The sequence below is a fragment of the Cellulosilyticum sp. WCF-2 genome (assembly GCF_003990395.1).
GTDB classification, from domain to species: Bacteria; Bacillota; Clostridia; order Lachnospirales; family Cellulosilyticaceae; genus Cellulosilyticum; species Cellulosilyticum lentocellum.
The window spans coordinates 1305310-1318392 of record NZ_CP034675.1; the positions used below are offsets into that span (position 1 = coordinate 1305310).

Sequence of the window (13083 nt, forward strand, 5' to 3'; positions counted from 1 at the left end):
GTATAACTTGAAGGTTTTTTATAGTAGTTAATTTAAGAATAGGCTATGATTAATATAGAAACAAATAAATGAGTCAAAGAAAGGGGGGCTAGTAGGTGGTTAATTTACTAGATGGCATTACTTTAATAAGTGTAGCATTATTTTTAGTAGGTTTTATTCTTATTGGTATCGAAATGCTTCATCCGGGAATTTCAATGCCAGGTGTATTGGGTAGTATATGCCTTGTAGTAGGCGTTATTATTTCAGCAGATAGTTTACAAGAAGGTACAACTTTAGCAGTTATTATATTAGCAATTTTAGGTGTTATGCTAGCAGGAATATTGTGGTTTTTATCCAAAGGAAAATTACGTTCTCCAATTATTTTAAATGAGGAGCAAAATAAAGATAAGGGTTATATTAGCTCTAGTGATTTAAATTATTTACTAGGCAAAAAAGGAGTTGCAGCTACAGATCTTAGACCATCGGGGATGGGAAACTTTGATGGGATAGATTTTGATGTGATTTCAGCAGGTAAGTATATTCAAGTAGGAACAAAAATCCAGATTTATGAGGTAAAGGGTTCAAAATTAATGGTTAAGTCCATAGAAGAAAGTGGGGAACAGAAATGAGTAATTTAGTAGGAACAATTGTATTAATTGGTGTTATTGGTTTATTTATTGTTTTCTTTTTTACCTTTATACCAGTAGGGTTATGGATATCTTCTCTAGCTGCTAATGTAAAGGTAAGTATTTTTAACCTGATAGGTATGAAACTAAGACGTGTTGTACCTTCTAGAATTGTCTTACCACTTATCAAATCCACTAAAGCGGGCATTAGTTTAAGCGTTAATCAGTTAGAAGCACATTACCTTGCGGGTGGTAATGTAGATAAAGTAGTAAATGCACTTATTGCAGCAGAAAGAGCAGGCATTGAATTACCTTTTGAAAAGGCTGCAGCCATTGATCTTGCAGGTCGTGATGTATTAGATGCAGTTAAAATGAGTGTTCAACCTAAGGTGATTGAAACACCTAATGTATCAGCTGTAGCTAAAGATGGTATTGAGCTTTTAGTAAAAGCAAGAGTAACAGTAAGAGCTGATATTGAACGATTAGTAGGTGGGGCAGGAGAAGCAACTGTACTTGCTAGAATTGGTGAAGGTATTGTTACCACTGTTGGTTCAGCAACTTCTCATAAAGAAGTTATCGAAAATCCAGATGATATCTCAAAGCGTGTACTTAGCAAAGGATTAGATTCAGGAACAGCCTTTGAAATATTGTCTATCGATATTGCAGATATAGATGTGGGTAGAAATATCGGTGCACACCTTCAAATTTCTCAAGCAGAAGCAGACAAAAATATTGCTCAAGCTAAAGCAGAGGAAAGAAGAGCCATGGCTGTGGCTAAAGAACAAGAAATGAGAGCTTATGTAGTAGAAGCAGAAGCAGAAGTACCAAAAGCCCTAGCTTATGCACTTAGGGAAGGTAAGTTAGGTATTATGGACTACTACGATATGCAAAATCTAAAAGCAGACACCGAGATGAGAGCTGCCCTTTCTAAAACAAAGGAAAAGGAAAGCCCTTTAGGAGGTAATAGGGATGGCAACTTCAACAGTTAATTTAGGAGCTTTACTAGGTCTAGAAGGGGAGCTGAGACGTCAACTAGAAGACAGTTTCTCCATAAGTGGGGAAAAGAATAATGTGAGTAATCAAAAGAAGTCTGCTAATGGTTATAGGAGTCTCTATAATGAAGATAGCAATCAGCTGCAAAGTGTAGCTAGTTACAATAGTCAGAATCAGCTAGATAGGGTAGATAACTATAATAACAGGATTCAGATCAATAGAGAAAAGGTATATGATAGTAAAAATCAATTGGATAAAATGAATGGTTATGATAAACAGCATAAAGATGATGAAGAGAATAATAGGGGAATTTTAGAAGAATTCGAAGGCCAGTATGTCTTAGAAGAGGAAAGTGGTCCTAAGAAACATACGAAGAAGAAGCTCGTAAAGAAAAAGAAAACACATTCAGAACTTGAAGCACCACCATTACCTGTGACTCAGGTAAAGAAGTTGACTACAGTATCTGAGCAGATGCCAACAAGTAGTTTTTCTAGACCTAATAAGCAGCAGTTAAGAGAAGCTATTTTATGGGCAGAAGTTTTAGGAGAACCAAAGTATAAGAAAAGACATAGAAGATAAGGGGGAGCTATGGCAATAAAAGTACTACTTGTAGAAGATGAAGAAGGTATAAGAACGCTTTTAAGAAAGATTATTGAGCGTGTAGATGGCTTTGAAGTGGTAGGAGAAAGTGATCAAATGCTAGGGGCTATCTCGCTGTTTACTAAGGAAAAACCAGAGGTTGTATTTCTAGATATCGAAATTAATGGGGGGAGTGGTCTAGAATGTGCTAAAATAATAGCCGATTTAGACCCTAAAACTAAAATTATTTTTGCCACAGCTCATAATGAATTTATGTCCAATGCCTTTGAAGTCTACGCTTTTGATTACCTAGTAAAACCTTTTAATGTGGAAAGAGTAAGTCAAACGTTAGAGAGAATTAAAGCACTTAAATTGCCACAAAGAAACGAAGAGATTGATAAAATCGTTAAATATGAACAAGGTCTTAATAAACTGTTAGTAAAGGGTAAAGAAAGTATGAGTTTTGTGGATATTAATGACATTATTTTAGTTCAAAGAGAAAATAGCAGTACAGTCATTTATACTAAAGGGGATGCTTTTACCACTACAGCTAGCTTAAGTGATATAGAGACTAAGTTAGAACCAGATCAATTTTTACGTAGTCATAAATCATATCTTATTAATTTATCTCAAATTACTAAGATTGAACCTTATGGACGTTGGACTTATATTGTAAAGTTTAAAGATATAGATAAAGATGCACTTCTAACAGCAGAAAAGTATGAAGAGATTAAAAAGCGTTTTTTCTAAAATAGCTATGATAAAAACGTTGTTTTACCTAAAAGTGTGTACCTTGTAGTGAACTAAAACTATGAGATACACACTTTTTCTGTTTTAACCATAGAACGATAAGCTATAAATTTGTAGATTAATAGTGATGATCGGGTTCAAAAAAGTAATTACATATTTAAAAGGAATGAATGTTTCATAAGAAATACTAATCAGTACATATCTTGAAAATAAAGTTTTGTAAAATTAAATTTTAAATATTTTATAAATATTGTGATTATAAAGACATTTGCTTATACTAGAAATAAACTACTTATACTTCTAATTTATTCATTTGTACACTTCATTGCATAACCAAGATATGAATAGAAGAATAAAGTAATTTATTAAGTACTGTATCTGTATAAGAAGTAGTGTCAACTAAAGGATAAATCATACATACAAAAAGGCCAATAAATGATGACCATTACAGGAGGAGATAAAATGCGTGAGCATTTGGGAGAAAAAATGGATAGGCTTTGGCAAAAATCTATGGAGGAAGTAGCAGTAGCTAAAGAACAAGGATTAATAACATTACCTAATAGTATCGATGATAAGATTCTAACAAAATGGATAAGTAACGAGATTAGAAAGGTTACAAGTAAGTTAGATCAGGTTGAACAAGAAACAGGAATACATTGTGTATGCATTGTGGGATGTAGTGCATGCTGTAAGCAAGCTATTCAAGTGCTTCCCACAGAAGCAAAAGCTATTGCTATTTATATGAGTCAATTTGCACCAGAGATTAAAGAAAGTATTTTAGAAAAAGTAGAGGAATGGAAGAACTGCATCGAAGCAAGTGGTTTAGATACAGATCAGAATAAATATTATATATCTGGAACAGCAGAAAAAGAAATCTATCATTTTATGGCAGATTACTTTGCTCTTAATCTACCTTGTCCAATGCTTTCAGAAGAAGGAAGTTGTATGATTTACCCTGTAAGACCTGGAGGATGTTGGAGCTACCGTGTATATTCTAATCCGACAGAATGTAAGGAGAGTTTTTATGTAGAGGGTGGTATGAAACATGATGAATGGGAGCGATACCTCCTCGATTGTTTATTTAATAAAGTCCCCAGTGATCATCAAATGAAGCTTTTACCTTATTATATTGAAGAAATACTAAAAACAAAATAACCATCTAGCATTGTAATTAGGAATTATAGATTAGCAAAGTACAACGGTATTATTAGTGGAACAAGATATAAAGATAAATTTTTTATAATTAGATTTTTGATAAAAGATAACTAGATAATATTAAAAATAGCTAAGTAGTAAAGTAGGGCGAGCTTAAGAGATGAATACATATATAAAGTAATTTAAAAAAAATAGAAATAGGTGTTGACTTATGTAATGCAGTGGTGTAATATTATACAAGTCGTCAGCAATAAATAGCGACAAAATAAAGATTACTTAATAAGTAATCATCGTACTTTGAAAAACAAATACTACAACAATTATAGATTTGTAAGTTATAGCAATATAACTTGCGCCTAACGATAAATGTACACGCACATTAGTGCAAAAATGTTTGTCAGGGTGTAAAATCTACAATTTAACCGATATAGTCAGAAATGACTTAAAACATTCTTTGTTTTTATCAGAAATGATAATTAACAAGGCACGAAACGACCAGAGAAAGTCGTGGAATAAGGCTTCGATAAAGTTGAACGCTGTACAAACAAACACCCTCCGGGTGTGAGAGTCAGTAAATTCAACAAGAAGATCGCTTGTTTCATCAACTGTCTCTAAATAGGTCAAGCTACTAAGAGCGTAGAGTGGATGCCTTGGCACCGAGAGCCGATGAAGGACGTGATAAGCTGCGAAAAGCTACGGGGAGTTGCAAATAAACCTTGATCCGTAGATATCCGAATGGGGAAACCTGGCAGAGCAAACCTCTGTCATCCTATAGCCAATACATAACTATAGGAAGGGAACGAAGGGAACTGAAACATCTAAGTACCTTCAGGAGGAGAAAGAAACATCGATTTCCTAAGTAGCGGCGAGCGAAAGGGAAACAGGCCAAACCAGATTACTTGTAATCTGGGGTTGAGGACTGCGTCATGGCAAGAATGCGGATAGCTGAAGAGTCTGGAAAGTCTCATCAAAGAGGGTGATAATCCCGTAAGCGAAATCCAAGTGAAGCCTAGCAGTATCCAGAGTACCACGAGACACGAGAAACCTTGTGGGAAGCCGGGGGACCACCCCCAAGCCTAAATACTCCTCGGTGACCGATAGCGCATAGTACTGTGAAGGAAAGGTGAAAAGAACCCCGGGAGGGGAGTGAAAGAGAACCTGAAACTCTATGTTTACAAGCAGTGGAAGCGCCATATGATGCGCAACCGCGTACTTTTTGTAGAACGGTCCGGCGAGTTACTAGCTGTGGCAAGGTTAAGTACCAGGAGGTACGAAGCCGAAGGGAAACCAAGTCTGAATAGGGCGCCAAAATAGTCATTGTTAGTAGACCCGAAACCGGGTGACCTACCCATGTGCAGGATGAAGTTACCGTAAAAGGTAATGGAGGTCCGAACTCACATCTGTTGAAAAAGGTGGAGATGACGTGTGGGTAGCGGAGAAATTCCAATCGAACCCGGAGATAGCTGGTTCTCCTCGAAATAGCTTTAGGGCTAGCGTTGATAGGAGTCTAATGGAGGTAAAGCACTGAATTGCCTAGGGGGCCCACAAGCTTACCGAAGCATATCAAACTAAGAATGCCATCAAGATACCGTCAGCAGTCAGACTACGAGTGATAAGACACGTGGTCAAAAGGAAAACAGTCCAGACCATCAGCTAAGGTCCCCAAGTGTGTGTTAAGTGGAAAAGGATGTGAGATTTCGAAGACAACTAGGATGTTGGCTTAGAAGCAGCCACTCATTCAAAGAGTGCGTAATAGCTCACTAGTCGAGAGATCTTGCGCCGAAAATGTCCGGGCTAAAACACACCACCGAAGCTATGGAATTCACAATAGTGGATTGGTAGAGGAGCGTTGTAACGACGCAGAAGCAGTACCGTAAGGAGCTGTGGAGTAATTACAAGTGAGAATGCCGGAATGAGTAGCGAGATACAAGTGAGAATCTTGTAGGCCGAATATCCAAGGTTTCCAGAGTAAAGCTGATCTGCTCTGGGTAAGTCGGGACCTAAGGCGAGGACGAAAGTCGTAGTCGATGGACAACTGGTTCATATTCCAGTACTACCTATTATCAGAACTGCAGGGACGCAGGAGGATAAGCAAACCCAGGAATGGTATCCTGGGCCAAGCACAAAGTCGCACCTAATAGGCAAATCCGTTAGGCGAGGATGAAGTATGATGGGGATCGAAATAAAAGTAGAGAAGTTGCTGAATCCACACTGCCGAGAAAAGCTGCTATTGCGTGATAGGTACCCGTACCGTAAACCGACACAGGTGGATGAGGAGAGAATCCTAAGGCCGACGGGAGAAGCGTTGTTAAGGAACTCGGCAAAATGACCCCGTAACTTAGGGAGAAGGGGTGCCTACTTAGGTAGGCCGCAGAGAATAGGCCCAAGCAACTGTTTAACAAAAACACAGGTCTTTGCTAAACCGAAAGGTGATGTATAAGGGCTGACGCCTGCCCGGTGCTGGAAGGTTAAGGGGAGAGGTTAGTCTAAGGACGAAGCTTTGAACTTAAGCCCCAGTAAACGGCGGCCGTAACTATAACGGTCCTAAGGTAGCGAAATTCCTTGTCAGGTAAGTTCTGACCCGCACGAAAGGCGTAATGATTTGGGCACTGTCTCGACAGCGCACCCGGTGAAATTGTAGTACCAGTGAAGATGCTGGTTACCCGCGACAGGACGGAAAGACCCCGTGGAGCTTTACTGTAGCTTGATACTGAGGTTGGGTATTACATGTACAGGATAGGAGGGAGACTGAGAAATCTGGACGCCAGTCTAGGTGGAGTCGCCGGTGGGATACCTCTCTTGTAATACTTAACTTCTAACCATGGCCCGTTACCCGGGTCTGGGACAATGTCAGGTGGACAGTTTGACTGGGGCGGTCGCCTCCTAAAGAGTAACGGAGGCGCTCAAAGGTAACCTCAGAATGGTCGGAAACCATTCGAAGAGTGCAAAGGCATAAGGTTGCTTGACTGCGACACCGACGGGTGGAGCAGGTACGAAAGTAGGACTTAGTGATCCGGTGGTATGAAAGTGGGATTGCCATCGCTCAACGGATAAAAGCTACCCCGGGGATAACAGGCTTATCTCCCCCAAGAGTTCACATCGACGGGGAGGTTTGGCACCTCGATGTCGGCTCATCGCATCCTGGAGCTGAAGCAGGTTCCAAGGGTTGGGCTGTTCGCCCATTAAAGCGGTACGCGAGCTGGGTTCAGAACGTCGTGAGACAGTTCGGTCCCTATCCGTCGTGGGCGCAGGAAATTTGAGTGGAGCTGTCCTTAGTACGAGAGGACCGGGATGGACGGACCACTGGTGCATCTGTTGTCATACCAATGGCATAGCAGAGTAGCCAAGTCTGGATCTGATAAACGCTGAAGGCATCTAAGCGTGAAGCAGACCACAAGATAAGATTTCCCATCCGAAAGGAGTAAGACCCCTTAGAGACTATGAGGTAGATAGGTTGGAGCTGTAAGTGTAGTAATACATTGAGGTGACCAATACTAACGGTTCGAGGGTTTGACCTAGATAATGAAGGTTAAATAGTTGTAGTATTTGTTTTTGAGAGTATGAGAAGAGAGCACCCGAAAGGGTGTTTTTTTTGTAAAAAACTATGATTTCTTGTAAATGGGCTTTATGTCAATAGTTAAGTATCCCAAGTTATATGAGCAAGAGAAAAGTATCAAGAAACACGTTTTTACTATAGTGCCTACACCAGCAGTGGCTTTGAGCGTAGGGCAAGTGAATGTATTAGCTGCAGATAAAAATCAAGTAAGTGGTAGAGAAGCCGATAAAGCCACAAACTTATTTGAACCAAAATCAGTTGTATCATGTGCCGAAGGTGCTGCAGTAACTAAACGTTTTATTGAATTAGTAAATGAGGCTGTTTTTTAGTGAATCTAGACCGGATTACTTCTTTACTGTAAAACAACTATAGTTTAAGATATAAAATGGAAAACTTTGTATAACAAAGAGTGAATGATGGAGCAGTAAGGAGATAAATAAAATGAGAATATCTGTAATAAAGTCAGCAAATGAAGTAGCCATTGGCTCTTTGCAGATTACCAATAAAAAGTTAGCTAAATTGATGATACGAATGAATGATATGAAAAATAATTTAAGGAAGAGAAGACATACACATTGGGTAAAGGTAAGTTTTGAGGGGATGGGAAGCGTCGAATTAGGTGATGAACCTATATGCATAGGTGATTATGATGAATATCCCTTGGCACCAGAGATAAAAGTTATTATTCCTATTGAAGAGTTAGAAAAGACTCATAAACAGTATGTCTGTAGTACTTTAAATACACCGATTCTTTTGCAAAATAAGACACTAACTAATAATGAAGAAATTATCATTATATATACAGAAATTTTATCTGATAAAGGTAGCAATAGTGCTGTAAATGAAATGCTTTTAAATGCAATGAAAAAATGTCTATTTGAATATCAAATGAAAGTCTATAGTGATTATTGCAATGAACCAATGGACAGACAAATATTTGATAAACGTATACAACAAATTTTAAATATTTTACCTGACTTAGAGTTATTAATGGCTAACCAGAGTGGAAGTCAGCAAATTGAAAAGGAGTCTATTCCAGGTAATGAGATGTACTGTGATGAAAAAATGCCTGAGTCAAATGTGCTGGAGCAAGGAGAGGATATACCATTAAATCATTTAACTAATACGATTTCATACATTGATATACATCAAGATAAAAAATCTATTGTAGACAAGAATGATACATTAAATAAAATAATTCAGGAAACACATGAAGATGTCAAGTGGGTAAAGATTGATTTGAGAGGGAAAAATAGTAAATAATTGTACACGGTATAATAAGCAACTTAGTTTCAAAAGAAGAAGGCAACATGCAAACAGAACAAAAAGCAAGTTAAAAGGCATCTGAAAAGATGTCTTTTTTTTGCATACTACCATTTATGAGATTAATGTGTTCAGTTTTAAGGATATTTTAAAGGTTTTTTGGGATTGAGATAAAATGGTAAAAAATTTAAAATAAAATCAATAAATAATATTTTAGGGGGGAAGTAATATGAAGAAATTTGCGGTGCTAGTTACAAGTATTATGATGGCTGTTTCAATGGTAGGATGTGGTGGAAGTACCAGTACACCAACCACAAGTAGTGAACCTGAACAGAAAGCTACAACAGAAGCTATACAACAGGAACAAACGGATCCAGAAACCAAGGACTTAGTTATTTATTGTCCACATCCACTTGAATTTATTGAACCGTTAGTAAGTGAATTTGAAACACAAACAGGTATTTCTGTGGAAGTAGTAGCTGCTGGTACTGGAGAACTTCTAAAGAGAGTTGAATCTGAACAAGGTAATCCCCTTGGAGATATTTTCTGGGGTGGTTCACTTTCTACAATGAAGCCTCAACAAGACTTATTTGAAAACTATCAATCCATTAATGAAGAATATGTTTATGATAATATGAAGAATGTTGAAGGACCATTAACTCGTTTTACTAATATTCCTAGCGTTATTATGGTAAATACAGATCTTATAGGTGATATTAAAATAGAAGGATATGAAGATTTATTAAATCCTGAGTTAAAGGGGAAAATTGCACATTGTGATCCGTCTAAATCTTCATCTTCTTATGAACATTTGATTAATATGCTTTATGCAATGGGAAATGGTAATCCTGAAGATGGGTGGGATTATGTAGAAAAATTATGTGAAAACTTAGATGGCAAATTGCTAAGTGGTTCTTCTGCAGTATATAAGGGTGTAGCTGATGGAGAATATACAGTAGGGCTTACATTTGAGGAAGGTGGAGCTAAATATGTAGCTGACGGTGCACCCGTTAAGCTCGTTTATATGAAAGAGGGCGTTATTTCTAAACCAGATGGTGTTTATATTATTAAGGATGCTAAAAATATGGCAAATGCAAAGAAATTCATTGATTTTGTAACAGGTAAAGATGCACAAACCATTATAATTGAGCAACTTAATCGCCGCTCTGTAAGAAAAGATGTACCAGCACCAGCAGGGCTTGAAAAATTGGAAAATATTAATTTAATTTATGATGATGAAGAACTTGTAGTAGAGAAAAAACAAGAGTGGTTAGATAAATTTAAAGATATTTTTACAAGTGCTCAATAGTTCTAGTAGACAAGGTTAAATTATGGCCCACATTGGGATATCCTATGTGGGCTTTATTACAACTAAATATAAACGAGGAGGGGATACAATGAGTGTTTCAATCAGTGCCCAAGAGGTAGTAAAAAAATATGGTGATGTGACAGTTATCCCGAATTTATCTATTAAAATTAAAAATGGCGAATTTTTTACATTACTAGGTCCATCAGGCTGTGGAAAGACAACGTTACTTCGTATGATAGCTGGTTTTAATAGTATAGAAGGTGGCGCTATTAAGTTTGGAGAGGAAGTTATTAATGATATTCCTGCACATAAACGAAATATTGGTATGGTATTTCAGAACTATGCAATATTTCCGCATCTTACAGTAAGACAGAATGTAGAATATGGATTGAAATTGAGAAAATTAAATAAACTAGAAATGAAGGAAAAAGTAGATAAAATTTTAAAGGTAGTAAAGATAGAGGAATATCAAGATCGTTTACCAGAAAGGCTTTCAGGTGGACAACAACAACGTGTGGCATTGGCACGTGCTATAGTTATTCATCCTAGTGTGCTATTAATGGATGAGCCCCTATCTAATTTAGATGCGAAGTTAAGAGTGGAAATGCGAGGTGCTATACGTGATGTACAAAAGGAGGTAGGCATTACAACCGTTTATGTAACCCACGATCAAGAAGAAGCTTTAGCGGTTTCTGATAGAATTGCAGTTATGAAAGAAGGAGTGATTCAACAAGTAGGTGAACCATATAAAATATATACCAGACCAACTAATATTTTTGTAGCTACTTTTATAGGACATTCTAATTTATTTAAGGGTGTATTAACAGTAACTAATGAAGGTGTTTTTGTGAAGTTTAGAAATGGGTATGAGATGAAGATGGATACTTTGGTTGAAGAAACTAGAGATAAAGCTAATGTGATTATTGCAGTGCGTCCAGAAGAGTTTGCTATTGCTGATAAAGGTATTAGTGCAACTATTAAGAGTAAAACCTTTTTAGGTAAATATGTAAATTATGAATTAGCATTTGAGGAGGATATGATTGTACCAGGACAGCCTTCTATTGAGTATTCACAAGACATAGGGCATGCTGAGAGAACTTATGAAGTGGGTGAAACCATTACTCTAGCTCCTAATAAGTCTAAAATTAATATTTTTACAGACGATGGCAGTCAAAGTCTAATTAAGGATGTGAGTGCATATGAATAAAGCAAAAATCAGATGGGATTTCTGGAGCACGATGACACTAGTCATTATGGCGATATTTGCATTGTTTTTGATCTATCCACTCTTTTCATTATTTATAAGTGGCTTTCAAGATGCTGAGACCGGTGCTTTTACTTTAAGTAATTTTGCTAAATTCTTTGAGAAAAAGTATTATTATCAGTCTATGATTAACAGTTTTAAGGTAACAGTTAGCGTAACATTTTTAGCCATATTAATTGGTGCACCTACTGCTTACTTTATGACTTGCTATAAGATTAAAGGTAAAGGATTAATAGAAGTATTGGTTATTATCTCTATGCTATCACCACCATTTATTGGCGCTTACTCTTGGATTTTATTAGGTGGTAGAAGTGGTGTGATTACTAAGTTTTTTCTTAACACATTTGGTATTGAACTACCCTCAGTTTATGGGTTTGGAGGAATTTTACTGGTATTTACCTTGAAATTGTATCCTTTTATTTACCTTTACGTGTCTGGTGCACTTAAAAAAATAGATGTTTCTTTAAGTGAAGCAGCAGAAAGTCTTGGTTGTAATTCTGTTAAAAAAGTTATTACCATTATCATTCCACTGATTTTACCAACCGTATTAGCAGGTGCCCTTTTAGTTTTTATGAATGCTTTAGCAGACTTCGGAACACCTATGTTAATTGGAGAAGGGTTTAGTGTTATGCCAGTCATTATTTACTCGGAGTTTATTAGTGAAGTAGGTGGGCAAGCAAATTTTGCAGCAGCAATGGCATCCATTATGGTACTCATTACAGCATTACTTTTTTTGGCTCAGAAATATGTGGTTAATAAAAAATCATTCACAATGAGTTCATTACGTCCTATTCAGCCCAAAGAGGCTAAAGGGATAAGTGGTTTCTTAATGCATGCATTTATTTATATTTTAGTATTCTTATCTATTATTCCTCAGCTTACAGTTATCTATACATCTTTCTTAAAAACAAAAGGCTCTATGTTTGCTTCAGGTTTTTCTTTAGACAGTTATCGATCAGTCTTAAAGAATGCTGGAAAAGCAATTGCTAATAGTTATATTTATGGTATTATTGCCATTATCATTATTATCTTGTTGGGTATGTTTATTGCTTATCTATCTACACGTAGGAAGAATATTTTTACGAGTATTATTGATACAGTAACAATGTTCCCTTACATTGTTCCAGGTTCTGTACTGGGTATTACTTTATTACTAGCTTTTAATAAAAGGCCATTGTTATTAAGTGGAACAGTTATTATCATGCTTGTGGCTTTTGTTATTAGAAGGTTGCCGTATACACTACGTTCTAGTGCAGCTATTTTATATCAAATTAGTCCAAGTATGGAAGAAGCATCTATTAGTTTAGGTTATTCTCCTGTTCGTACTTTCTTTAAGATAACAGCAGTCATGATGCTTCCAGGTGTTTTAGCAGGTGCAATTCTGAGCTGGATTACAGTTATTAATGAGTTAAGCGCATCCATTATTCTCTATACAGGTAATACAAGAACCATGTCAGTAGCAATTTATACGGAGGTTATTAGGGCGAGTTATGGTACCGCAGCAGCTCTATCAACCATACTAACTGTAACAACTGTTATTTCACTTCTCATTTTCTTTAAATTATCAGGAAGTAAAGATGTTAATATTTAATACATGACATATTATGAT

General features: G+C 36.8%; 10 protein-coding genes and 1 rRNA gene. All 11 read left to right on the forward strand.

What is annotated here, in order from left to right:
* Positions 1 to 95 precede the first annotated feature (95 nt).
* On the forward strand, positions 96 to 608 hold the full coding sequence (locus tag EKH84_RS05760; protein WP_013655532.1) for an NfeD family protein: 513 nt from the start codon (positions 96 to 98) through the stop codon (positions 606 to 608).
* Positions 605 to 1594 carry a flotillin-like protein FloA gene (floA, locus tag EKH84_RS05765; protein ID WP_127065537.1) on the forward strand — a complete coding sequence of 330 codons (990 nt, stop codon included), beginning with the start codon at positions 605 to 607 and terminating at the stop codon, positions 1592 to 1594. Before EKH84_RS05760 ends, floA begins: the two co-directional genes overlap by 4 nt.
* A complete protein-coding gene (locus EKH84_RS05770; protein WP_127065538.1) occupies positions 1575 to 2177 on the forward strand; it encodes a hypothetical protein in 603 nt (200 codons plus the stop codon). Before floA ends, EKH84_RS05770 begins: the two co-directional genes overlap by 20 nt.
* 9 nt (positions 2178 to 2186) lie before the next feature.
* Complete coding sequence (locus EKH84_RS05775; protein WP_127065539.1) at positions 2187 to 2927, forward strand: LytR/AlgR family response regulator transcription factor; 741 nt, start codon at positions 2187 to 2189, stop codon at positions 2925 to 2927.
* 462 nt (positions 2928 to 3389) lie between these two features.
* Positions 3390 to 4082 (forward strand): YkgJ family cysteine cluster protein, encoded by a 693-nt coding sequence (locus tag EKH84_RS05780; protein ID WP_190283498.1) that lies wholly within the window; start codon positions 3390 to 3392, stop codon positions 4080 to 4082.
* Between the two features lie 618 nt (positions 4083 to 4700).
* Positions 4701 to 7600, forward strand: a 23S ribosomal RNA gene (locus tag EKH84_RS05785).
* Between the two features lie 109 nt (positions 7601 to 7709).
* Positions 7710 to 7967 (forward strand): hypothetical protein, encoded by a 258-nt coding sequence (locus EKH84_RS05790; protein ID WP_127065541.1) that lies wholly within the window; start codon positions 7710 to 7712, stop codon positions 7965 to 7967.
* 112 nt (positions 7968 to 8079) lie between these two features.
* Positions 8080 to 8901, forward strand: coding sequence for a hypothetical protein (locus tag EKH84_RS05795; protein ID WP_127065542.1), 822 nt, complete (start codon positions 8080 to 8082; stop codon positions 8899 to 8901).
* Between the two features lie 229 nt (positions 8902 to 9130).
* On the forward strand, positions 9131 to 10210 hold the full coding sequence (locus tag EKH84_RS05800) for an ABC transporter substrate-binding protein (protein ID WP_127065543.1): 1080 nt from the start codon (positions 9131 to 9133) through the stop codon (positions 10208 to 10210).
* An 88-nt stretch (positions 10211 to 10298) separates the two neighbouring features.
* On the forward strand, positions 10299 to 11417 hold the full coding sequence (locus EKH84_RS05805; protein ID WP_127065544.1) for an ABC transporter ATP-binding protein: 1119 nt from the start codon (positions 10299 to 10301) through the stop codon (positions 11415 to 11417).
* Entirely contained in the window at positions 11410 to 13065 is a 1656-nt protein-coding gene (locus tag EKH84_RS05810; RefSeq protein WP_127065545.1) for an ABC transporter permease, read from the forward strand. Before EKH84_RS05805 ends, EKH84_RS05810 begins: the two co-directional genes overlap by 8 nt.
* Positions 13066 to 13083 lie beyond the last annotated feature (18 nt).